22 protein-coding genes are annotated in these 25,232 nt (G+C 44.1%); 2 read left to right on the forward strand and 20 right to left on the reverse strand.

Annotated elements, in window-relative coordinates:
• The 4 genes from sufD to MAMP_RS07970 are packed head-to-tail and all read right to left on the reverse strand — an operon-like array spanning nucleotide 1 to nucleotide 4,035.
• Nucleotides 1–1,305, reverse strand: coding sequence for a Fe-S cluster assembly protein SufD (sufD, locus tag MAMP_RS07955; RefSeq protein ID WP_007145504.1), 1,305 nt, complete (start codon nucleotides 1,303–1,305; stop codon nucleotides 1–3).
• Nucleotides 1,302–2,063, reverse strand: a complete 762-nt coding sequence (gene sufC, locus MAMP_RS07960; protein ID WP_007145505.1) for a Fe-S cluster assembly ATPase SufC — start codon at nucleotides 2,061–2,063, stop codon at nucleotides 1,302–1,304. The genes sufD and sufC overlap by 4 nt, the downstream gene beginning before the upstream one ends.
• Nucleotides 2,064–2,111: 48 nt before the next feature.
• Nucleotides 2,112–3,560, reverse strand: coding sequence for a Fe-S cluster assembly protein SufB (gene sufB / locus MAMP_RS07965; protein ID WP_007145506.1), 1,449 nt, complete (start codon nucleotides 3,558–3,560; stop codon nucleotides 2,112–2,114).
• On the reverse strand, nucleotides 3,553–4,035 hold the full coding sequence (locus tag MAMP_RS07970) for an SUF system Fe-S cluster assembly regulator (protein WP_237701199.1): 483 nt from the start codon (nucleotides 4,033–4,035) through the stop codon (nucleotides 3,553–3,555). The genes sufB and MAMP_RS07970 overlap by 8 nt, the downstream gene beginning before the upstream one ends.
• A 212-nt stretch (nucleotides 4,036–4,247) precedes the next feature.
• Here MAMP_RS07970 and MAMP_RS07975 point away from each other — a divergent pair, with 212 nt between their 5' ends.
• Complete coding sequence (locus MAMP_RS07975) at nucleotides 4,248–4,931, forward strand: FKBP-type peptidyl-prolyl cis-trans isomerase (RefSeq protein ID WP_007145508.1); 684 nt, start codon at nucleotides 4,248–4,250, stop codon at nucleotides 4,929–4,931.
• Nucleotides 4,932–4,976: 45 nt separating this feature from the next.
• Here the strand turns inward: MAMP_RS07975 and ampD are convergent, their stop codons facing one another.
• Complete coding sequence (gene ampD, locus MAMP_RS07980) at nucleotides 4,977–5,534, reverse strand: 1,6-anhydro-N-acetylmuramyl-L-alanine amidase AmpD (RefSeq protein WP_007145509.1); 558 nt, start codon at nucleotides 5,532–5,534, stop codon at nucleotides 4,977–4,979.
• 74 nt (nucleotides 5,535–5,608) lie between these two features.
• On the opposite strand from ampD, the gene nadC reads away from it, so the two are divergent.
• Entirely contained in the window at nucleotides 5,609–6,451 is an 843-nt protein-coding gene (nadC, locus tag MAMP_RS07985) for a carboxylating nicotinate-nucleotide diphosphorylase (RefSeq protein ID WP_007145510.1), read from the forward strand.
• Nucleotides 6,452–6,514: 63 nt separating this feature from the next.
• On the opposite strand, the gene MAMP_RS07990 is transcribed toward nadC, so the two are convergent.
• The 15 genes from MAMP_RS07990 to dnaE all read right to left on the reverse strand — a co-directional run bounded on the left by MAMP_RS07990 (nucleotide 6,515) and on the right by dnaE (nucleotide 25,212).
• Nucleotides 6,515–7,015 carry a PepSY domain-containing protein gene (locus MAMP_RS07990; RefSeq protein ID WP_007145511.1) on the reverse strand — a complete coding sequence of 167 codons (501 nt, stop codon included), beginning with the start codon at nucleotides 7,013–7,015 and terminating at the stop codon, nucleotides 6,515–6,517.
• 54 nt (nucleotides 7,016–7,069) lie between these two features.
• Nucleotides 7,070–9,361 (reverse strand): TonB-dependent receptor, encoded by a 2,292-nt coding sequence (locus MAMP_RS07995; protein WP_007145512.1) that lies wholly within the window; start codon nucleotides 9,359–9,361, stop codon nucleotides 7,070–7,072.
• 160 nt (nucleotides 9,362–9,521) lie between these two features.
• Nucleotides 9,522–10,907: a siroheme synthase CysG gene (cysG, locus tag MAMP_RS08000; protein ID WP_007145513.1), complete on the reverse strand. Its 1,386-nt coding sequence runs from the start codon at nucleotides 10,905–10,907 to the stop codon at nucleotides 9,522–9,524.
• The gene (locus MAMP_RS08005; protein ID WP_007145514.1) at nucleotides 10,908–11,690 is read right to left on the reverse strand and encodes a DUF1223 domain-containing protein; all 783 of its coding nucleotides are present in this window, start codon (nucleotides 11,688–11,690) and stop codon (nucleotides 10,908–10,910) included.
• Nucleotides 11,691–11,715: 25 nt separating this feature from the next.
• Nucleotides 11,716–12,795, reverse strand: coding sequence for a tRNA pseudouridine(13) synthase TruD (truD, locus tag MAMP_RS08010; RefSeq protein WP_007145515.1), 1,080 nt, complete (start codon nucleotides 12,793–12,795; stop codon nucleotides 11,716–11,718).
• Nucleotides 12,795–13,271, reverse strand: coding sequence for a 2-C-methyl-D-erythritol 2,4-cyclodiphosphate synthase (gene ispF, locus MAMP_RS08015; protein ID WP_007145516.1), 477 nt, complete (start codon nucleotides 13,269–13,271; stop codon nucleotides 12,795–12,797). Before ispF ends, truD begins: the two co-directional genes overlap by 1 nt.
• Nucleotides 13,271–13,981: a 2-C-methyl-D-erythritol 4-phosphate cytidylyltransferase gene (gene ispD / locus MAMP_RS08020; protein WP_007145517.1), complete on the reverse strand. Its 711-nt coding sequence runs from the start codon at nucleotides 13,979–13,981 to the stop codon at nucleotides 13,271–13,273. Before ispD ends, ispF begins: the two co-directional genes overlap by 1 nt.
• Entirely contained in the window at nucleotides 13,971–14,258 is a 288-nt protein-coding gene (gene ftsB, locus MAMP_RS08025) for a cell division protein FtsB (protein ID WP_007145518.1), read from the reverse strand. The genes ispD and ftsB overlap by 11 nt, the downstream gene beginning before the upstream one ends.
• A gap of 5 nt (nucleotides 14,259–14,263) precedes the next feature.
• Nucleotides 14,264–15,550: a phosphopyruvate hydratase gene (eno, locus tag MAMP_RS08030; RefSeq protein ID WP_007145519.1), complete on the reverse strand. Its 1,287-nt coding sequence runs from the start codon at nucleotides 15,548–15,550 to the stop codon at nucleotides 14,264–14,266.
• Between the two features lie 36 nt (nucleotides 15,551–15,586).
• A complete protein-coding gene (gene kdsA / locus MAMP_RS08035) occupies nucleotides 15,587–16,432 on the reverse strand; it encodes a 3-deoxy-8-phosphooctulonate synthase (protein WP_040576241.1) in 846 nt (281 codons plus the stop codon).
• Between the two features lie 4 nt (nucleotides 16,433–16,436).
• Nucleotides 16,437–18,068, reverse strand: coding sequence for a CTP synthase (locus MAMP_RS08040; protein WP_007145521.1), 1,632 nt, complete (start codon nucleotides 18,066–18,068; stop codon nucleotides 16,437–16,439).
• 85 nt (nucleotides 18,069–18,153) lie between these two features.
• Complete coding sequence (gene tilS, locus MAMP_RS08045) at nucleotides 18,154–19,494, reverse strand: tRNA lysidine(34) synthetase TilS (RefSeq protein WP_007145522.1); 1,341 nt, start codon at nucleotides 19,492–19,494, stop codon at nucleotides 18,154–18,156.
• Between the two features lie 8 nt (nucleotides 19,495–19,502).
• On the reverse strand, nucleotides 19,503–20,459 hold the full coding sequence (locus MAMP_RS08050) for an acetyl-CoA carboxylase carboxyltransferase subunit alpha (protein WP_007145523.1): 957 nt from the start codon (nucleotides 20,457–20,459) through the stop codon (nucleotides 19,503–19,505).
• A gap of 59 nt (nucleotides 20,460–20,518) precedes the next feature.
• Nucleotides 20,519–21,619 (reverse strand): PilT/PilU family type 4a pilus ATPase, encoded by a 1,101-nt coding sequence (locus MAMP_RS08055; protein WP_007145524.1) that lies wholly within the window; start codon nucleotides 21,617–21,619, stop codon nucleotides 20,519–20,521.
• A 95-nt stretch (nucleotides 21,620–21,714) separates the two neighbouring features.
• Complete coding sequence (gene dnaE, locus MAMP_RS08060) at nucleotides 21,715–25,212, reverse strand: DNA polymerase III subunit alpha (RefSeq protein WP_007145525.1); 3,498 nt, start codon at nucleotides 25,210–25,212, stop codon at nucleotides 21,715–21,717.
• Nucleotides 25,213–25,232: the final 20 nt, after the last annotated feature.

Raw genomic sequence — 25,232 nt, forward strand, 5'->3', positions numbered from 1 at the left:
TTACGCACCTCGCGGTAATCGCGTTTCGATCACATTTGATAAGGCCTGGCGAATCGGCATATCTGAAATTCGTTGCAGCACTTCCACAGCAAACGCATAGGTCAATAAGCTTCGAGCACTGGTTTCATTCATGCCACGCGCACGCAGGAAAAATAATTGCTGTTCGTCCAACTGACCAACGGTACTACCGTGACCGCATTTGACGTCATCAGCATAAATTTCCATTTCAGGCTTGGTATCAATTTCACAAGTGCGCGACAGCAGTAAATTACGGTTGCTCTGATTCGCATCTGTTTTCTGTGCATCTTTATGCACGATAACTTTGCCGTTAAAGACGGCATGGCTATCACCATCCAACACGCCTTTATAGATCTCTTCACTAGTGGTATTGGGCACAGCATGATCGATGCGTGTGTGGTTATCGACATGTTGCTTTCCAGCGACCAGATATAAGCCATCCATTGTCACATGGGCCTGCTCACCCAATAGCTGGCTATGAATATCATTTCTCGCCAGTTTAGCCCCTAGAGAAATATTATTGGTATGCCAGACACTGCTACTCGCCTGCTTACCGGCCAATGTCGCTATATGATAATGAGACAAGGACTCATGCTGTAATTTGAAATGACTCAAATGAGCCTTTTCTGCCAAGTTCACTTCTGAAATGACATCTGTCAATCCAACGCTGTTATCAGCTAGGCTGACATAATGCTCGACCAGTGTTAATTCAGCATCTTCAGCGATATCGATCACATGACGTAAATGCGTAGCCAGTTTATCGGTTTCACCCGTATTAATCACCAGCAACTCTACCGGCTTGGATACCTTGGTGTTCGCAGTGACCTGAATATAAGCGCCTTCGGTCATCAACATCGTATTGAGGGCATTCAAGCCAGCTTTTTCAAGCGACACCTGCTGACCTAACACTGATTTTGTTTTAGGAAATGCCTGTGAAAGCGGCTCTACAGTCAGTCCAGCCTCTAGACCATCCAGATGTGATAACTCAGCACTGAATTGGCCATCAACAATGACTAATCGATAGGCAGTTTCCAGTAATGCGACCTGTGAACAACGCATCTCATCCAACTGGCTCGCAGCAGCTTCGTGTGTGAATGCCTCTTGAGATAAAGCCCATAAAGACGTGTATTTCCAGTCTTCAACTTTTTTAGAGGGTAATCCTTGACGCTGAAATTGCGCACTGGCTTGTTGGCGTAACTGCTGCAGCCAACCAAGCTCTTGACCGGGTAAAGTCTGAGTCGCGGCGATATCGTCAAAAGGTGTTGTGATATCTGTTAACTGTTTCATGCAGTCTCACCTTCAGGCGCATCATGAATCCAGCTGTAACCTGATTTTTCCAGTTCTTTTGCCAGTTCTTTATCACCTGATTTAACGATACGTCCTTCAGATAACACATGAACAAAATCAGGAACAATATGATCTAACAAGCGCTGGTAGTGGGTAATCATCACGATAGAACGATCTTCAGCACGGAGCGCATTCACGCCTTCTGAAACGGTACGTAATGCATCAATATCCAGTCCTGAATCGGTTTCATCAAGAATCGCTAATGCCGGCTCTAATACCGCCATTTGCAGAATTTCATTACGCTTTTTCTCACCACCAGAAAAACCTTCGTTAACGTTACGGTGAAGGAATTCTTCATTCATCTTAACCAGTTTCATTTTTTCACGAACCAGAGTTAAGAAATCCATCGCGTCGACTTCTTCCAGGCCCTGATATTTACGCACGGCATTCAAAGCCGCTTTCAGCAAATAAACATTGCTGACACCAGGAATTTCTACTGGATATTGGAATGCCAGGAAAACACCACGTTGTGCACGTTCTTCAGGCTCAAGCTCTAATAAGTTTTCACCTTTATAGATGACTTCACCTTGGGTAATTTCGTAACCATCACGTCCGGCAAGAACATTCGACAGCGTACTTTTACCAGCACCATTAGGGCCCATGATCGCATGGATTTCACCAGGGTTAACTGTCAGGTCAATACCGCGAAGAATTTCTTTGCCATCAACGCTGGCGTGTAAGTTTTTAATTGTTAACATCTTCACTCTCTAAAATTTCTGAATATTGTTTGGCAGTTCTCTTATGGTTTAACCCACGGAACCTTCTAATGACAAACCGAGTAGATTTTGTGCTTCTACCGCGAATTCCATTGGTAATTCACGTATGACTTGTTTACAAAAACCATTCACGATCATCGACACAGCATCTTCTGCATCTAATCCACGCTGTTTACAGTAAAACAGTTGGTCTTCACTGATTTTCGATGTGGATGCCTCATGTTCAACTTTTGCAGTCGGATTTTTCACTTCGATATAAGGGAAAGTATGCGCACCACAGGTATCACTCATTAATAAAGAGTCACACTCGGTATAGTTGCGAGCGTTTTCCGCGTTAGGTCCAATTCGTACCAGACCTCGATAAGCATTTTGTGAACGACCAGCCGAGATACCTTTGGAAATGATCGTTGAACTGGTGTTTTTACCCAGATGAATCATCTTGGTACCCGTATCGGCTTGCTGCATATTATTGGTGACGGCAACTGAATAGAATTCACCTACCGAATTATCACCTTGTAAAACAACGCTCGGATACTTCCAGGTAATCGCAGAACCAGTTTCTACCTGTGTCCAGGAGACTTTTGATGACTCACCACGGCATGCAGCACGTTTTGTCACAAAGTTATAGATACCGCCTTTGCCATTTTCATCACCGGGGTACCAGTTTTGAACGGTCGAATACTTGATTTCAGCACGGTCCATTGCCACCAATTCCACCACCGCTGCATGGAGCTGATTTTCATCACGCATTGGTGCGGTACAGCCTTCCAGATAACTGACATAAGCATCATCATCAGCAATGATTAATGTACGCTCAAACTGTCCGGTATTGGCGGCGTTGATACGGAAGTAAGTTGATAATTCCATTGGGCAACGTACACCTTTAGGAATGTAAACAAACGAGCCATCAGTGAATACCGCCGAGTTCAGCGCGGCATAAAAGTTATCTTTATGTGGAACGACGCTACCAATATATTTTTTCACTAATTCAGGATGTTCCTGAATTGCTTCTGAAATAGGCATAAACAAGATGCCTTCTTCAGCTAATTTATCTTTGAATGTATTGGAAACAGAGACACTATCAAAAACGGCATCAACAGCTACACCAGCCAGACGCGCTCTTTCATCTAATGGTACGCCGAGTTTTTCATAGGTTTTTAACAGCTCAGGATCGACTTCATCCAGACTTTTAGGACCATCAGTTTTTTTCTTTGGAGCAGAGTAATAACTGATTTCCTGATAGTTGATGGCCGGATAATGAACATGAGCCCACTCTGGCGTTTCCATAGTTAACCAGTGTCGATACGCTTCTAAACGCCATTCGAGCATCCAGTCAGGTTCATTTTTGATGAGTGATATTTGTTTGATCACATCCTCATTCAAACCAGGCGGCAGGCTGTCTACTTCAATATCAGTGACAAACCCTGCTTTGTATTCTTTTTGTGTAATCGCTTCAAGTTGTTGACTTTGTTCAGTCATGGAACTCACCATCCTGTATAGTTGTTTTATTCACCTCGTTATAAGATGAATAGAATCTGATCGGACTGATACCCAGTGAAGTCTGTGGTGTCAGCATATCCGATAGTTTTACTTCGTCTAATGCCTGAAAAACGGCATCATTAATTTTGGTCCAATTAGTCTGTACGGCACAGTGCGTTTCCTGATCACAGTGACTGTCACTGCTCACACACTCGGTCAAAGCAATCGGTCCTTCGATCGCTGTAATAATTTCTGCAATGGTAATCTCATCAGCTTGACGGCTCAGACTATAGCCGCCCATTACGCCGCGTTCAGACTTTAACAGCCCTGAATGAGACAATAACTTTAAAACTTTTCTTACCGTTGGCAGTGGTACTTTTACTGCTTCAGCAATAGCATGTGCACTATGTTGAAGTTGAAGATTTGAGGCAAAATAGCTCATCAGCACAATGCCATAATCTGTCAATTTTCCCATTCGCAACATTGGTGCACCTCCTAATTGGTACTATTATAGTATCAATTAAAGCAATAACCAAGTGTTTTTCTCAGTTATTAGCTCATTGTAGTCGTGAAAATATTGTGGATTTAGCGTATGGTATTGAACTTTTAGCCTATGCTAATGAACTTTTAAGGCAGAGCATTGTACTAAATCGGGCACACACCTTATCTATACATTGAGAGCATTATATGAAATTAAAAACACTCGCGATTTTACCTTTACTATTATTTGGAGCAAACGTAATGGCAGCTGACAACGCCACAACATTAGATACAGATAAACAAAAAATTAGTTACATCTTTGGTATTCAAGTTGGTCAGAATATGATGCAAGAAGGTGTGGATCTTGATATTGAAGCATTTAAAGCGGGTGTAGCAGATATGCTGGCTGGCCAAAAACCACAACTTGATCAAACGACAGCAGAACAAGTTGTGCAAGCTTACCAAGCACAAAAAGCACAAGAATTAGCAAAAGTCATGAATGAAAAACAAGCTGAAGCTAAAGCTTACATGGAAAAAAATGCTAAGAAAGAAGGTGTTGTAACGACTGACAGTGGTCTGCAATATGAAATTCTGAAAGAAGGTGATGGCGCCACTCCGACAGAAAATGACAAAGTTATTGCTAACTACAAAGGTACTTTAATCGATGGTACCGTTTTCGATAGCTCATATGATCGTGGCGAACCAGCTACCTTCCCTGTTAATGGCGTTATTCAAGGCTGGCAGGAAGCATTAAAAATGATGAAAGAAGGTTCAAAATGGCGCATCGTTGTTCCTGCTAACCTGGCCTATGGTCCACGTGGCGCCGGTAACCTGATTGGTCCAAACGAAACCTTAATTTTTGAAATTGAGCTGATTGCAATCACTAAGTAACTGCCTGTTTCGATTCTTAAAAAAGCCGCCTTTAAGGCGGCTTTTTTATTTCTCTCTTTTTAGCATGGTTGTTAATTTTTGCCAGTCAAAATAAGGGCCAGGATCGGTTTTCCGTCCTGGAGCAATATGCTCATGTCCGGTTATTTTCTCGTATGTCAGCTTTGGATAGACGTGGCATAATGCTTTTATTAATTGCACAAGTTCAGTGTATTGAACTTCAGCAAACGGTTTGTCGTCACACCCTTCCAGCTCTATTCCGATAGTAAAGTCATTACACTTTTCCCTTCCTTGCCACTGCGATACGCCTGCGTGCCAGGCTCGTTGATGAAATGGTACAAACTGGACAACTTCACCATTACGTCTAATCAATATATGCGATGAGACTTTTAAGCCATCTAACTGCTCGAAGTAAGGATGAGTGGAGCAATCCAGCTTATTCAGAAACAGATCATCAATAAATGTGTCGCCAAACTCACCAGGTGGCAGGCTGATATTGTGTATCACAATACCGCTAAGATCATGTTGGTCAGGCCGCTCATCATAATTAGGTGATAGCGTAATTATTCCGTTTTCGATCAGACCCGATTGTTTATTTATTTTCACTAAGACGTCTCATTATGTAGATTAATCATGCCGCACACGTTAACCTGTTTTGATTTAGCCATTACCTTATCGATATGACCATAGAAAATCCACTCCCAGACGCATTTATAGATTCACAAGTTAAACTTGCTTTGCTTGAAGACATTGGTCAGGCAGATCTGACCGCTAATCTGATTCCGATTGATGCAGTCTCAAACGCCACATTAATCACACGTGAGGATGCAACAATTTGTGGCATGCAATGGTTTGAACGCGTTTTTAAACAACTTGATGCATCAATAAGCCTTAGCTGGAAAGCCCAAGATGGTGATCGAGTGAAGGCCAATACGGTTATTTGTGAGTTACACGGACCAGCCAGAGCCTTATTAACAGGTGAGCGTACGGCAATGAATTTTTTACAGACATTGTCCGGCACCGCAACACTCTCTTCGATTTACAGCGATGCTGTAGCAGGGTTGCCTGTTAAAATATTGGACACGCGTAAAACACTACCAGGCTGGCGTGTTGCTCAAAAATTCGCAGTAAAATGTGGTGGCTGCTTTAATCACAGAGTCGGTCTATATGACGGTATTCTTATTAAAGAAAATCATATTATGGCAGCGGGTTCCATCAGCAATGCTATAAATCAGGCGAAAGCCCTATCTGCTGGCGTACCAATAGAAGTTGAAGTTGAAAATTTCTCAGAACTCGAACAGGCGCTTGCGAGCGGAGTCGATATTATTATGTTAGATAATTTTAGTATTGATGATTTAAAACAGGCCGTTGCTATCAACCAAGGCCGAGCAGAACTTGAAGCTTCGGGTAATATTACTTTGAATAATATTCGTCGTGTTGCAGAAACAGGCGTAGATAGAATCTCAGTAGGCGCATTAACAAAAGATATTAAAGCCGTTGATCTTTCTTTACGTTTTTCATAGATAAAAAAAACCGCAGTGCACTTAGCGAAATATGCACTGCGGTTGAGAGTAAAACGAGAAAATTTATTCTAAACCGACTTGCCAGAGCTCAAGGTTTTTCTCAATAATCTTCCCAGAACTCGCATCGACCTCCACTTTCATTTCTTTTCCATCTTTTGTGGCAATATCAAATTCATAGGTGGCTTTTCCACCTTCTTCAATTTCATATTCCACTTCAACCACTTCGCCAGGATAGAGCGCTAAGGCAATTTGTCTTGCCTCTAACTCGCTAATTTTGGCGTGTGCTTTAAATTTCGGATGGTTCGGATGATCGACTTCTTGTTCCACTTCTATAATTTCGCCCGTTTTTACTAAGCACTCAAGGTCCCAGTCAGCACCATCAATACCACGGATATCAAATTCATAAACATCACGCTCGTCTTCGACTTTACGTTCAACCTTAATAACATGACCTGGTTTCAAGGTTTTAGCCGCTGTTAAACAACGCTCGAAATACTGAGGTGTTTCCTCGGCCCATAGCAAACATGGAAATAATAATGTGAAACAAAGAAATAGAACTTTCATTTATGTACCTTACAAATGAAAAGGGGCTGAAATCAGCCCCTTTTAAATAGATGATTACATGGTTAGTTTGAAACCAATCCATCCTGCACGAGGTGCACTTGTACCGACGAAATGTTCATCACTGTCATAAGCATCCAGACCCGGTGCTTCATCAGGCTCACCGTATAAACCAAAAGTGTTGTACTCGCTGTCGAATAAATTATCGACTTTTGCGAAGAACTGCAGATGCTCATTGACTTTGTAACGGCTGTGCAGGTTCACAACACGATAACCCGCAATTTTCTTATCGTCATTGGCTTCATCACCACGGTAGTACTGACTAGAGTGATATGACGCGGTTAAACCTGCAGAAAATTGTTGCGTGAATGCATAGTCCAGACCTACATTTAAGTTATGTGCAGGAATGCTTGGCAGACGATCACCTTTAGACACGTTATATAAATCACCATCACGTGAATAAGTGAAATCATCTTCAAATGTCGCACGAACATAACCATAGTTTGCTGACCAGCTTAGCTTCTCATATTGTCCGGCCATACCCAGTTCAACACCCGCACGCGCTGTTTTATCAATATTTCTGAAGTTACCTAAGCCTAAACGACCACTCACATCATCCGATTGACTTTCATCTTCTGGGAAAAACAATAAATCATCTTTTAACTGGGTGTAATAGACATTGGCATACCAGTTGAATAATTCTTGTTGACCACGCAGACCTGTTTCAATGGTTCTGGCAACCACATCATCCAACGGTGGATCGGCTAAGAACGCATTTGGATAAGCACAAGGTGACTCTGGTTCAGCACAAGTCAATTCAGTTGCAGTTGGTGCACGATTTGATTCGTTATAGCTGACATAAGAAGTCATAGTATCTGTCAATTTATACGTTAAGCCCAATGAAGGATTTAAACGTTTAAATGTATGAGAATTTCCTGACTCATTCAGATCTTGATCACCACCTTCACTAGTACCTGAAATATCCACTTCAATCCAGTTATAACGCGCGCCAACCGTCATGGCTAGACGTTCAGTTAATGAATGCGTATTAGTGAAGAAAATACTATAAGTATCTGTCTTAACATTGCCATCAACTACTGTATCATCAAGAATATATCCAGTACCTACTGTACCTCGAGTATCATCGAAAGTAGCCAATTCTGTTTGTGAGGAATAATCCACATTTGAATGATCAAAACCTACACCCACAATTAATTGATTATCGCGACCAAACAAATCATTTAAAAAAGTTGATTGTAAAGCAAAGCCAAAGCTGTCTTGCTCTGTTTTACTTGTATTATTCGCTGCAAGGTCTTCAGTACCGTCTAGACCCAAGGTGGTGCCATCAACAATCAGGTCACCATCTTCATCTTCAATGTCTGTGCCATTAAATTCATTCTCGGTACCATCACCATTAAATGAATCACGATCACTCTTACGATAGTACGTATTAGCAGCCAACATAGTTTTATCATTTAACCAGTGAGTACCATTCAGGGTAAACATACGCAGTTTATTTTGCGTGTTATCTGGATGCGTGAACACTGCTTCACGGTCTGCATCGACTAAGAGAGTAGGAGATGCCCCGTTACCATTTAAATCACTATCAACGGCTGTGATACCAAAATCTAATGTGGTGTCTTCATCAGCATAGCTTAAGTTTGTGAAAAACTGCTCTACACGCGATGGAGAGTAATCACGCCAACCATCTTCTTTGGTAATCGAACCTGTAACAAAGTAAGCTAAGTTACCATCACTACCACCACTTTCAATGGTACCTGAGTCACGACCAAATGAGCCTGTATATGCTTCTAAGCTATGGCCTGGGTTAGTAAAACCGTTCTTAGTTTTGATAGATAAAGCACCGCCCAGCGTATTCAAACCAAATAACGGATTTGAACCTGGAATCAGGTTCATGCTGGCAATCGCTGACTGTGGAATTAATTCAAAGTTAACCGCGTCACCAAAGGGCTCATTAACACGAATGCCATCAACATAGACAGACAAACCTTGAGAGTTACCCACTAAAGGTGAAGCCGTAAAGCCACGGAATTGCAGATCAGGCTGGAATGGGTTGTTTTGTGCCTGATTCAGACTGACACTGCCCAATGTTTTATTCATGAAATCAGAAATATCTAACGCCTGAACACGCTCGATATCTTCATCAGTTGCTGTCTGCACATTCGCAGCAACTTGATCCTTAGGTAAGCCTACTCCATGTAGAGGGGTTGTTCCCACGACTTCAATGTCACTTAATTTAACATCATCGTCAGCAGCAAAACTCGCACTGGAAAACAGCGCGGAAGCTAGCATGACGCAAATCAGCTTTCTCTTTTGCGGAAATTGCATTACCTATACTCTCCTGAGTTATTTTTATGGTTGTAAAACTCAGATAAGATTGCACATATAGTGCCAACTTCCTTAATGCTTTTTTTACAAACACTTACAAATCTTTAACTTTATGGATATGGCACAAACGGCTGCAATAAACCAACCACAATGGCTGATATCAACCAGATCTAAACCAGGCCAATTTCTCATGTAAGCGTGTGACTTCACCAATGATAAGCAATGTAGGTGCTATCGGTTTTTCACGCTCAGCAAGCTCGGGTAACTCTGCTATCGTACTTAACCAGACTTTTTGATTTTCAGTTGTTCCTTGCTGAACCAATGCGGCAGGCATATCGGCTGGCATTCCATGCGCTTGTAACTTTTGACTTAGTTGAGCCAGACCGGCTAACCCCATATACACAACCACTGTTTGTCTGGGTTTGACTAATACTGACCAATTTAAATCTAATTCACCTTCTTTTAATTGGCCGGTTACGAAGACGCAGCTTTGTGCATAGTCTCTATGTGTCAGGGGAATACCGGCATAAGATGCGCAGCCTGATGCTGCTGTGATGCCCGGTACAACCTGAAACGGAATAGCATTTTCAGCCAGTGTATCGATCTCCTCACCACCACGGCCAAATATAAAGGGATCGCCCCCTTTTAAGCGTAATACCCGCTTACCCTGCTTCGCGTGTTCCAGTAATAAATTATTGATTTCTTCCTGTCTGACGGCATGCCATGCCCGCTGTTTACCAACATAGACTAATTCAGCTTCTTTACGAACCAGCGCCAGAATTTCTTTACTCACCAGACGATCATAAAAAACAATGTCGGCCTGTTGCATGAGTCTTAGTGCTTTAAATGTCAGTAATTCCGGATCACCAGGTCCAGCACCCACCAAAAAGACTTCGCCGGTTTCAACAGTTTTGATTTCATCAGCCAGTTGCTGCTGTAATATCTGTTCGGCAATCCCTTCCCGCCCAGCCATCACGTGATCAGCAATAGGACCAGACAAAACGCTATCCCAGAACTGTCTTCTCTGACGGAGTTCACCAAATTTTTGTTTGACTGTCTCGCGGTACTTACCCATTAATTCACCCAGCTTACTATACGCAGGCGGAATTAATGTTTCTAAACGGGCACGTAAGTTTCTGGCCAAAACTGGTGATTCACCACCACTGGATACCGCTACAATAATCGGCGATCGATCTAATACAGAAGCAAAAATAAAGTCGCTGTCATCAGGGTTGTCTGTCAGATTAGTTAATATATGTTTTTGCTTAGCAATATCATGTACCAGATGATTAACTTGTTCATTATCTGTTGCCGCAATAATCAGGCGTTGATCCGTAATATGCTCAGCTTTAAATATGGATTGCACCCAGCGAAGCTGGCCTTGTTTAACCAGCGTCCCAAGTGCATCACTGATTTCAGGTGACACCACGCTGACCTTGGCCTGTGCTTTCAGTAATAACTTCACTTTTCGTGTAGCAACGCTACCACCACCGACAACCAGACAGTCTTGCTGTTTTAAATCTAAAAATATTGGTAAATAATCCATCTATCTATCTTTTAAAGGTAAGGCCAGCCCTTGTAAGACATAACCATTTTCCATATTTTGAACAATTGCCACTAATGACATATCAGCTAATTTCCACGACTTTTCGAGAGCAACTTCAGTCGTCATATCCGCTTTACCGTTGGCATCTAACTTAAACGGCCCTAACCACTTTCTTACGAGATGTTGATGATTAAATGTGGCGCCGGCATTATCGCCTCCCCTTACCTCACTAATCACATTATTTTCAGTCAAAGCGAGATACAACTGGCTATATTGCTTATTTTCATCGCCTTCAACGCTTACCCGACTATGAACAGAAAGACTGTTTTTATCTTGCTTTGCCTCGAGGTTGATATTGGCTTCAGGCTTAAACTCACTGACAAAATTGATGGCATCAAGCCCATGAGCGCGCCAATCATGTAGCACTTCACCACTGATAAAGAACTCAGGGGTATACACTGTTTGGAATAAATTTAATCTGGTCAGCTGCTTTTGTCTGTCAGTAAAAACTGGACTGGCAAATTTATCAACCCAGCCCTTCTTCTGGTCAAGATAATCGACATGGAAATTTAATATCACCACATCGTTATCTGTAAGCCCTTTCTGTGGCAGTTGTTTAACCCAGCGTTCTGCCGCCGGACATAAGCCACAGCCTTCAGCAGTAAATAGCTCTATTACTACAAGGTGCTTGTCAGTCGTTTTTGCCTGCCAATCACCAGCACAAGCGAGAGAGCTTATAAGCATGCTAGAGAAGGCAAATATTAGACATAATCGTTTCAACATAGCGCCTTCCTCCTTTCTGTCATTACTATACTGACTCTCTGTCAGCCTGAATAATTCTCTCACTGCTATCTTCAACAACAGCCATTTCTCTCAAAACGGCTGTCGCAAAACAGCCCGAAGGTAAAAAGAATGTGAGTTGTAAACGTGAGTTATGCCACTGCCAGTTAAATTCTGTCGGCACCAGACGTAAAGCCCGTCGCTCCTGTTTCAGGCCCTGCCTTGATAATCCCTGAACCCAAGCCTGCCATGCGTCAAGCACGGCTGTTTCCAGCTGCTTGCATTCATCATGACTCTGAAGTTCTCCCTGCCCTGCAAGTGCCCCTGTAGGGTGAATATCAAAGGTTTTCAGGCGCTCAAATAACTCAGTATCATCATTTTCTGACTGAAAACAACTGTGGTTGCCATTTAACTGCATCACATCACCCGGAATAAATTGATTCCAGTTTTGTGCTTTTACTCGCTCGCTGACAACAAGATTAAACAACCATGACCGTGCAGCAGAAAGATACAGACTTTTTTTATTACGGCTTTTAGGTTTTCTACCCTGCTCAAACCACTGCTCAACACCATGTAAATTGCCCATCTGATAACCAAAGCGCTGTTCACCAAAATAATTAGGTACGCCTTGCTTTTGTATCTGACTGAGTGCCGATTCCCAGCTATCTCTGTCGCCATCAAGTACTTCCAGATTTAGCTTAAAGCTATTGCCAGACAAAGCGCCTCGTTTTAACTTCTTATTATGGCGTGTAATAAGGTTAATTTTTATCAGATCCGACTCAAAGGCAGACCAATCAGGTTCAGCCACACCCTCGGTATTCACACTAAACCACTGTGTCGTCACCGCATGGCGATCTTTTAGTCCTGCATAACCAATGGCCACCTCATCGACACCTGCAAATTGTGCCAGCTCTTTCGCCAGCCAATCGGTATTGGTATCCGTTTTGGTGATCTGTAACATCACATGTGGACCAGACCCAGCCGGTTCGAAAGGCAGTTTTTCTTCCACCTTAAAATCTTCCGGCGTTTGGCGAATACGGCAACGGTGACTCAAGGCGGCCGGATTAACTCGGGCTAATGACTCAAAATCAAATGCTGACAATGTCATTAGTCCGCTTGTCTAATCAAGGCAACTGCATGCGTGGCAATACCTTCTTTTCGACCAGCAAAGCCTAATTTTTCGGTCGTGGTTGCTTTGATATTAATCGCCGTGACATCTACTTCCATGTCTACAGCCAGTAACGCTCGCATTTGTGGAATAAAAGGCGCCATCTTGGGTGCCTGAGCAACAATCGTGGCATCCACATTACCAACACACCAGCCGCGTTCTGAAAGATCACTGATCACTCGCCGTAAAAGTACACGGCTATCTATTCCTTTAAATGCGTCATCATTGTCAGGAAAATGATGACCAATATCCCACAGGCCAGCAGCACCTAACAAGGCATCACAGATCGCATGAATAAGCACATCACCATCTGAATGCGCTTCAAGACCATGTGTATGTGGAATGGTGACCCCACCGATGATTAATGGTGCATCCTCAATAAAGCGATGAACATCATAGCCATGCCCTATACGCATTAATTGCCTCCAGCCTGTTGACGTAAATAAAGTGCTGCAAGCGCTAAGTCCTGCGGTACGGTGATTTTGATATTGTCGCTGTGCCCTTCCACCATGCGCGGCTGATAACCAGCTAACTCTATCGCGCTGGCTTCATCCGTCACAGCTAATGACTTTTCTGCCGCTGAGATTAATGCCTCAGAAAGCGGTGCCAAGCGAAACATCTGCGGCGTGGCAGCTCGCCATAAACCCTGGCGGCAAACGGTTTCCTGGATCATATTATTGTCATCCACACGTTTAACGGTATCGGAGACGGGAATCCCGAGAATCCCCCCGACGGCATCATCCGCAAGTGTATCTAACATGGCATCAATATCAGCATGTCGCAGACAGGGTCTGGCTGCATCATGCACTAATACCCATGGGTTATGCTCAATGTGCTGCTGTAATAGTTTTAAAGCATTAGACACGGAATCTGAGCGATCTTTACCGCCTTTAGCGATTAATAATTCACAGGATAAAGACAGTGATAAAGACGGCCACCATTGATCATTTTCTGCTAATGCAATCACAATCCCTTCAATGGCCGGATGTGAAGCCAATCTCTCAAGCGTTAACTGTAAAACAGGCTTATCATCGATCAATAAATATTGCTTTGGTATCTCAGCCTGCATTCGACTACCAATACCGGCAGCAGGCACTACAGCCCAAACAGCCTGTTTACTGCTCATCTGGTTTATCAATAATCTGGAAAAAGGTTTCGCCAGGTTTCACCATACCGAGTTCGCTACGCGCTCTTTCTTCCAAGGCATCAAGACCACTTTTCAGATCTTGCACCTCAGCAGCTAACACTTGATTACGTTCTTTTAACTCAGTGTTATCAAGACGTTGCTTTTCTACAGCTTGGTGAAGGCGTAATAAAGAAGGAAGCCCGTCATGACTGAGCCACAATCGGTATTGAAGTAATACCAAAATTGCGGCTAACAAAATCATGACGGGTTTAGACATAAGACCTAGGCTTGTTGGACGTTAAACGCCTTCATCCCAGGGTAACTGGCGGCATCACCTAATTCAGCTTCGATGCGAATTAGTTGATTATATTTTGCTACACGGTCAGAGCGTGATAATGAGCCAGTTTTGATTTGGCCAGCATTTGTCGCTACCGCTAAGTCAGCAATCGTCGTGTCTTCAGTTTCACCACTACGATGAGAAACAACAGCCGTGTAACCATTGGCTTTCGCTAAATTAATCGCATCCAGTGTTTCAGATAAAGTACCAATTTGATTTACTTTGATAAGAATCGAGTTGGCAACGCCTTTATCAATACCTTGTTGCAGGATTTTCGGGTTAGTCACAAACAAGTCATCACCGACCAACTGTACTTTGTCACCGATTTTATCAGTCAACAATTTCCAGCCTTCCCAATCGTTTTCATCCATACCATCTTCGATGCTGATGATAGGGTATTTATTTGCCCAATCAGCCAGTAAGTCAGCAAACTCTGCGGATGTTAATGAGCGGTTTTCAGAAGCCAGCACATACATGCCATCTTTGTAGAATTCTGAACTCGCAGCATCCAGTGCTAGCATAATGTCTTTACCAGCTTCATAACCGGCATTTTTGATCGCTTCCAGAATGACTTCGATCGCTGACTCATTAGACGGCAGATCCGGCGCAAAACCACCTTCATCACCCACCGCTGTATTCAGACCACGGCTATGCAGCACTTTTTTCAATTCATGGAAGACTTCAGCACCATAACGCACGGCTTCTGTCAGGCTTGATGCACCGACAGGCATAATCATAAATTCTTGCAAATCAACGCTGTTATCCGCATGTGAACCACCATTAATGATATTCATCATCGGTACTGGCATCACTGCTTTTTCTTCAGTTGACAGGTATTTGTACAGCGTTTTCTTTGAATCAGCAGCGGCTGCTCGCGCTGTCGCCATAGAAATAGCTAATAACGCATTGGCACCTAAACGGCTCTTGTTTTCCGTACCGTCAGTTGCAATCAATTTATTGTCTAAAGCACGTTGGTCATGAGCATCCATCCCCAACACCGCTTCTCTTAATTCGCCGTTAACCGCTTCAACCGCTTTAAGAACGCCTTTACCCAAGTAACGGCCTTTATCACCATCACGCAATTCAACTGCTTCACGCTCACCAGTTGAGGCACCTGATGGCACCGCTGCACGTCCAAACGCACCGCTTTCCAGAATAACGTCAGCTTCGACCGTTGGGTTACCACGTGAATCGATGATTTCTCTTGCTTTTACATCAATGATTTTGCTCAATGCTCTGCTCCCGTAATGTTTTTTTGATATCGACTGTTATCGACGAGCTAACAGCTCATCTTCGATAAAGTCTTGTTGTTTTACTGTTGCATCTATTGCTTGCAGCATTTCTAACAATGCTGTCATTTTATGTAATGGCCAGGAATTAGGCCCATCACTTAAGGCTTTTTCAGGTTCTGGATGCGTTTCCATAAACACACCGGCAATACCCGTGGCTACCGCAGCACGCGCCAATACGGGTACAAATTCACGTTGACCACCTGAAGCACCACCTTGTCCACCGGGCTGCTGAACAGAATGTGTCGCATCATAAACCACCGGACAATCCATATTTCGCATGGTAGGTAGACCACGCATATCAGAAATTAAGGTGTTATAACCAAAGGATGTGCCACGTTCACACAACATAATTTGTTGGTTACCGGTCGACTTGGCTTTGTCTGCGACGTGTTGCATATCCCAGGGCGCTAAAAACTGGCCTTTTTTGATATTGACCGGCAAGCCTTGACTGGCCACATTGACGATGAAGTTCGTCTGACGGCATAAGAACGCTGGCGTCTGTAACACATCCACTACGCTGGCGACTTCGGCTAACGGCGTGTCTTCATGCACATCCGTCAACACTGGCAGGTTAAATTCTTTTTTCACTTTTTCCAGAATCGCTAAGCCTGCTTCCAGACCCGGTCCACGATAACTCTTTGTCGAAGTACGATTCGCTTTATCGAAAGACGATTTATAAATGAACGGAATGCCGAGCTTGTCAGTGATTTCTTTCAACTGACCTGCCACATCCATGGTCATTTGCTCACTTTCAATGACGCAGGTGCCCGCGATTAAAAATAAAGGCTGTCTGCCGCCCACTTCATGACCACATAACTGCATGGTGTTACCCTCTATTTTTTTTGTTAGCTTTGGCCGCATTAATAAACCCTTCAAATAAAGGGTGGCCATGACGCGGTGTCGATGTAAATTCTGGATGGAACTGGCAGGCAACAAACCATTGATGTTCTGGGATCTCAATCATTTCAGCCAGCGTTTCATCTTTCGACATGCCAGAGAAAACTAAACCTGCTTGCTCAAGTTTCTCTTTATAGTTGCTGTTGAACTCGTAGCGGTGACGATGACGTTCGACAATTTCTTGCTCACCATAAATTTTCTGGGCCAGACTGCCTGGTTTCAATACACAGGGATAACCACCTAAACGCATGGTGCCGCCAAGATCAGAATCGTGATCGCGCTGTTCTACACTGCCGTCTTCTTTTTGCCATTCCGTAATCAGGCCGATAACAGGATCAACGGTATTTAAGTCAAACTCTGTACTGTAAGCTTCTGGCATACCGGCTTTATGACGAGCGTACTCAATCACAGCAACCTGCATCCCTAAACAAATGCCCAGATACGGAACATTATTTTCGCGGGCAAACTGGGCAGTTTGGATCATGCCTTCAACACCGCGTTCCCCGAAGCCACCCGGCACCAGAATCGCATCCATATCTTTGATGCAGTCTGGTCCTTGCTGTTCAATCAGCTCAGAATCAACATAATGCACATTGACTTTGGTTCTGGTGTGAATGCCCGCATGTATCAATGATTCAGACAGTGATTTATAAGCTTCAGTCAGTTCCATATACTTACCGACCATAGCAATATTTACTTCACCTTCCGGCTTCGTCAGGTTGTTATAAACCTGTTGCCATTGGCTTAAATCAGCCGGTTTTGCATCTAAGCCTAATTGCTTGACGACGATGTCATCTAAGCCCTGGCGGTGTAATTCCATTGGAATTTTATAGATACTGTCGACATCGACACATGACACAACATTATTAACAGTCACGTTGGTGAATAAAGCAATTTTCTTGCGTTCAGATTCTGGCAGAGGACGGTCCATACGACATACCAGCACATCAGGCTGAATACCAATGGTTCTGAGCTCTTTAACAGAATGCTGGGTAGGTTTGGTTTTGATTTCACCCGCAGACGCGATATACGGCACCAGCGTCAAATGTAAGAAAAGTGCACGTTCACGGCCTAACTCAGATCCCATCTGACGAATGGTTTCAAGGAACGGCAAGGATTCAATATCACCGACCGTACCACCAATTTCAATCAAGGCGACATCGGCATCACCAGCACCTTCAAAAATACAGCGTTTAATTTCATCTGTAATGTGCGGGATAACCTGAACGGTATTACCTAAATACTCACCACGACGTTCTTTACGAATCACGTTCTCATAAATCTGTCCGGTCGTGTAGTTATTGCTACGGGTCATATCCGCATCAATAAAACGCTCATAGTGACCGAGATCAAGATCAGTTTCTGCACCGTCTTCTGTGACAAAAACCTCACCGTGCTGAAGCGGGCTCATCGTGCCGGGATCAACGTTGATGTATGGGTCAAGTTTTACCAACGTGACTTTCAGTCCACGAGCTTCAAGAATAGCAGCCAGTGACGCCGCGGCAATCCCCTTACCCAGGGAAGACACAACACCACCAGTGACGAAAATAAATTTAGTCATAATATGGAGAGTTCAATAAAAAACGACGCGGCCAGAATGGCTGCGCTCAAAATAGCGTATAAATTATCAGAATTGCCCTTCTCGCTCAATCTAAATCTGGTCGAAAATCACCTGCCAGATAAGGCAGCCAGCCTTTTTCGCCAGTCTCGGCTGCATAATGTTCGGCATAACCATAGCCAACGACAGCGACTAACTCGGTTCCAACAAAAAACAGCGGAATAATTGACCGCTTCCAAGGAGGAACAGACCACTCCTGAAAAAGTTGTTTTAATGATTTATGTTGCGAATGACCCCTGAGTCGGATCTTTTCCCCACCCTGACGATAACGCATGATTACATCGCCATTGAGTACCGATGTTTTCAAGCCATCACCAGAAGTGAGCTGCCATTTGAGCGTGCAGCCGTTGGACAAAACAAGTTCAGCAGGACCAGTGAAAGTGACTTCTGCTTGTGGGGGTTCTGAATGTTTGGATGTCTGAAGATATAAATCATCACGATAACGCCTGACTTCAACATTGGACCAGCGAACTATCGGCGTTTTGTCTTCAGCGGCACTGATCACATCCTCAATAATGCGCTGTAAAATCGCGGTAGACGGCAACTCATAACCAGCTGTTTCAATCATAAACCGCAACAGGTTCCGTTGTCGCTCTGCAGGCAGTTGCTTCACAGCAGCAATAGACAAATGTCCATCATCTTGCAACTGACATTGTGCTCTGTCCTGTTCCGCCAATTGTGCTAATAACAGGCTAGTCTCCTGACAATGCGCAGCACTACGAGCGATTGTTTTTTCCAGCGAGGGCCAGCGTTCCTGTAATAAAGGCCAGAGGGTTTGCCGCAAATAATTGCGATTAATCTCAGTGTCCTGATTACTGGGATCATCAATCCAGTCGAGCTGATGAAGTTCAGCGTAATGAACAATCTCGTGTTTAGACACATCCAACAGTGGTCGGATAATGGTCATACCATGCGACTGACTTTCCGGCCACATAGCAGAAAGTCCTAATGGGCCGGCACCACGAAATAATTGTAATAAAAGTGTCTCGGCCTGATCATGCTGATGTTGTGCCGTCACCAACACTTCATCAGGCAACAATTCATTACTCAAAGCCTGATAGCGGGCTTTTCTGGCTGCCGCTTCCATGCCTAATTCATCAATGTCCGGAACATCGACATCAATATTTTTAAATGGTATATCAAGCTTGTTAGCAACCTCAGCGCAGTGTTGAGCCCACTGCGCTGCTGCTTTATTCAAACCGTGATTGATATGTACTGCACGAACCTGAGCGAGCTGTGAATGCTGTGTTGTTGCTAACAGGTGTAACAAGACGTGAGAGTCAACACCACCACTATAGGCAAGACAAACAGAACGTCCTGCCGCCAGTGTTGTAATGTCAGTGATGATTTTCTGGGGATTTAATGCCACCCCGTTTTTTATCCCTCAAACGCGCCGTAATTCAGTAGTTTTTCCTGACGGCGTTTGATTAATTTATCTGTGGGGATTTTCTCTAATTCTTTCAGTTTGTTTTCAATAGCTTGTTTGACACGTTTTGCCATCTCAGGAACATTGCGATGCGCGCCACCTAAAGGTTCAGCAACGACTTCATCGATTAATTTCAGTTCTTTCAATCGTGATGAGGTCACACCTAATGTAGCAGCTGCATCTGAGGCTTTTTCTGCACTTTTCCACAAAATAGAGGCACAGCCTTCTGGTGAAATCACTGAATAAATACCATATTCAAGCATCATGAGATGATCAGCCACACCTACTGCTAAGGCACCACCAGAACCACCCTCACCGATAACCGTGCTGATAATCGGCGTTTTTAATTGCGCCATTTCAAACAGATTACGGGCAATCGCTTCACTTTGACCACGTTCTTCTGCACCGATGCCAGGGTATGCACCAGGCGTATCAATAAAGGTGATCACAGGCATGCCAAAACGTTCCGCCATTTTCATCACACGTAATGCTTTACGATATCCTTCTGGTCGTGGCATGCCGAAGTTTCTGGCGACTTTTTCTTTAGTATCACGGCCTTTTTGATGACCGATAGCCACTACCGGGCGACCATTCAAACGGCCAATACCTGTTACCAGAGCAGCATCATCGGCATAAGTGCGATCGCCATGTAACTCTTCGAAGTCAGTCAGTAATAATTTGATGTAATCAAGTGTATATGGACGTTGAGGATGACGCGCCATTTGGGTGATTTGCCAGGGCGTTAATGAGGCGAAAATCGATTTTGTCAGACTTTCACTTTTTTCCTTTAACTTTTGAATCTCTTCAGTGATGTTTAAATCACTGTCATTACTCATATAACGCAACTCATCAATTTTCGCTTCCAGCTCAGCGATGGGTTGTTCGTAGTCAAGGAAATTTAACTGCATCAGGATTACCTTAGATATTCAAAAATGGGTGAATTATACACATTAAGCCAGTAATACACTTAGCTGAGAATTAATTCATCTGGTGCGTCTGAACCGGCACTGTCATCACCAAGACGAATGGCCAGGCTCAAATCGTTACGTGAATCAGCATTCATCAATGCGTCTTCTTCTGTGATCTTACCACTGCGATACAGGCCAAGCAGCGCCTGATCAAATGTGATGGTGCCTTTTTCATTACTATCACGCATGGCATCTTTGATACTGCCAATTTCTCCTTTATTAATCAAATCGGAGATATAAGGCGAGTTGATCATTACTTCGACTGCCGGCACACGACCCGCGTCTTTCGTGGGTAATAAGCGTTGAGAAATAATGGCACGTAAGTTCAAAGATAAATCCATCAGTAACTGACGGTGCAAAATTTCAGGGAAAAAGTTAATAATCCTGTCCAGCGCCTGATTCGCGTTATTGGCATGCAGTGTCGCTAAACATAAATGACCGGTTTCAGCGTAATTAATCGCGTGTTTCATCGTTTCCATATCACGGATTTCACCGATAAGAATCACGTCAGGTGCTTCACGTAAGGCATTCTTTAGGGCATTTTCGTAAGATAAGGTATCGATACCCACTTCACGCTGTTGCACAATTGAACGTTCGTGTTTGTGCACAAACTCCAGCGGATCTTCAATGGTAAGAATATGCGAACTGGAATTACGGTTACGATGACCGATCATTGATGCCAAGGTCGTTGATTTACCTGAGCCAGTTGCACCCACCACCAGAATCAGTCCGCGTTTTTCCATGACCACATCACCGAGCACATCAGGCAGGCCAATTTGTTCAAAGGTGGGGATCGTCGTTCTGATATAGCGAATGACAATCGAACACTCACCACGCTGACGGAAAATATTCACCCGGAAACGCCCCACACCTTTAAGCGGCACCGCAAAGTTCATCTCAAGCGTGTTTTCAAACTCTTTTGCTTGCTCATCCGTCATCATCGAATAAGCCATTTCTTTCACATCACCCGGGGCTAATTTCTGGGTGCCGACCGGTCTGATAACGCCCTGAATTTTGATATGGGGTTCAGTGCCCGTACAGAAAAACATATCTGAGGCATCCTTGTCTGCCATCAGTCTGAAATAAGGTGTCATATCCACTTTGCGATTCCTCTTGCAACAATGCTCAGATAGTGTGTTTATCGTACAACAATGCGAGTTTCCATACTATTATGCCTGTCACGCTTTATACGCGTTCAGTTTGCCACCGTGGCACGGTATCTGATCGTGACTTTTTGACTTTCCGGCAACATAGCTAACTGACTCATCAATGTATCACTCGGGGTAACCTGCCAGTCATCACCTAACATAATCACGGTACTCGCCTGTTCATTCTGATATAACAATTCCAGTGATAAAGCGCCGCCTTTGAACGGCGTGAGCATATTTTTTATTTGCTCTACCCATTGGCTGGCCATCTCTTTATTATCGATATTAATCTGCAAGGAATGACCAAATGCTTCGCGTGCACCCGTGATGTCAAATACTTTTTCTGCGGTCGCCGCCAAGCCACCGGTAAAATTATCCTGGCCGATTTTGCCTTGAATCACCACCAATTTATCTGGCTGAATAAAGCTCTGATATTGGTCATAGACATCAGCAAACACACGCACTTCCAGACGACCACTCTGATCATCCAGCGTGATGAAGGCCATACGGCCACCATTTTTTGACTTCATGGTGCGAATCGCCACCACCAATCCAGCGGTTAACACAGGCTTCTCATTACGCTGGTAACCTTTTGACTCAGGTGCATCCAGTTCATTAATACGTTTAGGAATAAATTCAGCCAATTCTTGCTGATAACGATCAATCGGATGACCACTTAAATATAAACCTAAAGTGTCTTTTTCAGCCTGTAATAAATGCTCTTCCGCCCATTCCGCTGCCGGTTCCAGAGGCTCATCCTGACCGTTGCCAACTTCCGGACTGAGACCAAATAAATCATTCTGACCACTATCTTTATTGCGACGATGTTGGTCAGCAATCTGCATGGCTTTGGTGAGACTGGCTTCAATACTGGCACGATGACCACCTAATGAATCCATCGCTCCCGCTTTCACCAGTGACTCCATCACGCGTCGATTAATCTTACGCATATCGACCCGGCGGCAGAAATCATACAGCGAGCTAAAAGCATCGCCTTGTTCTCGCTCAGAGACAATACCAGCCAAGGCTGACTCACCCACCCCTTTAATCGCGCCTAAGCCATAGCGAATCGTTCTTTCATCTTCAACGGTAAACTTGATTTTGCTGTGGTTAACATCCGGTGGTAACACCTTCAGTTTCATATCACGACATTCATCAATCAGGCCAACGACTTTATCGGTATTATCCATATCCGCTGATAACACGGCCGCCATAAACGCCGCTGGATAATGCGCTTTTAGCCACGCCGTCTGATAGGCCACTAAGGCATAGGCTGCTGAGTGAGATTTATTAAAACCATACTCCGCGAATTTTTCCATCAGATCGAAAATAGGACCGGCTTCTTTTTCTTCAATGCCACGTTTAGCTGCGCCTTCCAGGAACAACAAACGCTGCTTGGCCATTTCTTCCGGTTTTTTCTTACCCATCGCTCGACGCAACATATCGGCGCCACCCAGACTGTAGTTCGCCAGAATCTGAGCGATCTGCATAACCTGTTCCTGGTAAACAATAACCCCGTAGGTCGGCTTCAATACAGGTTCAAGATCAGGGTGCGGATAATCGACTTTTGCCCGACCATGTTTACGGTTAACAAAGTCATCCACCATGCCTGATTGCAATGGACCAGGACGGAATAAAGCCACCAGCGCCACGATATCCTCAAAGGTATCTGGCTGCAGACGTTTGACCAGCTCTTTCATACCGCGCGATTCAAGCTGGAATACCGCTGTGGTTTCACAGCGTTTCAATAAGGCATAGGTCGGTTTATCATCCAACGGTAAGTTGGCAATATCGATTTTATCGGCTTCTTCTTTAGGTAACAGGCTGCGAACATTTTTCATCGCCCAGTCAATGACGGTCAGTGTTTTCAGCCCCAGGAAGTCAAACTTCACCAGCCCTACACTTTCCACATCATCTTTATCAAACTGAGAAACCAGCCCCGCCCCGTTATGCTCACTATAAATGGGCGTGTATTCCGTTAATACTTTCGGGGCGATGACCACACCACCGGCATGTTTACCGACATTTCTTGTTAAACCTTCCAGCTGTAAGGCCAGATCAATCAGGGTTTTAACTTCTTCCTCATTGTCATAACGCTCTTTCAGCAATGGCTCCTGCTCCATTGCTTTGCTAAGCGTCATTTTTAATTCAAACGGGACTAATTTCGCTAACTGATCAACAAAGCCATAGGGATGACCTAATACACGTCCAACATCACGCAGAACCGCTTTAGCCGCCATGGTCCCGAAAGTGATGATCTGTGATACGTGATCCCGTCCATAATGTTGTGATACATATTCAATGACCCGGTCACGACCATCCATGCAAAAGTCGACGTCAAAGTCAGGTAAGGAAACACGTTCAGGGTTAAGGAAACGTTCAAACAGCAAGTCATACTGCAAGGGATCAAGATCGGTGATTTTTAAGGCATAAGCCACTAATGAACCCGCACCAGACCCCCGTCCAGGGCCAACGGGAACATCATTATTTTTGGCCCACTGAATGAAGTCAGCAACGATCAGGAAGTAACCAGGGAAACCCATTTGGTTGATCACATCCAGCTCAACCTGCAAACGTTCTTCATATCGGGGTTTATTCGCTTCTCTGTCTGCTTCATCAGGAAACAAGACTTCTAAGCGTTCAGCCAGACCTTTGAAAGACTCTTCACTGAAGAACTGTTCAATGGTCATGCCTTCCGGTACAGGGAAGTCAGGCAGATAATGTTCGCCCAGCGTGAGTTGCAGATTACAGCGTTTGGCAATTTCAACGGTGTTTTCTATCGCTTCCGGAATGTCCTCAAACAAGGCGGTCATTTCTTCAGCGCTTCGTAAATATTGATGTTCAGAGTAATTACGTGGCCGACGCGGATCATCCAGTTGCCGACCTTCATGAATACACACTTTGGCCTCATGTGCTTCGAATTGATCCGGCGTTAAAAAGCGTACATCGTTGGTCGCGACCACTGGCAAGTCTTTTTCAGCCGCTAACGCGATAGCCGCACGGATAAACCGTTCTTCATCTTCACGTCCGGTACGGATAAGCTCCATATACAAACGATCAGGAAATAATGGCTGCCAAAAGGCTAATTGCTGCTCAATTTCGTCTTTCTGATGATTCAGTAAGGCTTTACCCAAAATACCTTCACGACCGCCCGACAAACAAATCAGTCCATCAGTTTGGCCCTGCAACCAGTCAGCTTCCAGCATCGGAACCCCCAGATGCTGACCTTCCATATAGGCTTTTGATAACAGGCGTGACAGATTATGAAACCCTTCCAGATTCATACATAACAACACAAAGCGTGTGCTTTGTTTTGCATCACTAGGATCACGCAAACGCAGATCAGCACCTAATATCGGTTTCACACCGGCTTGCATGGCGGCATTAAATAATTTCACTGCCGCGAATAAATTATGATGATCGGTGATCGCAATAGCAGGCATACCTGCATCGGCCACATGCTTGACCAAGGGTTTGACTCTGACTAAACCATCAACTAACGAGTAGTCAGTATGCAAATGAAGATGGACAAACGATTTTGGCATTAATGTATTAAACCTATTTT

The organism is Methylophaga thalassica MP, assembly GCF_000214595.1.
Lineage (GTDB): Bacteria > Pseudomonadota > Gammaproteobacteria > Nitrosococcales > Methylophagaceae > Methylophaga > Methylophaga thalassica.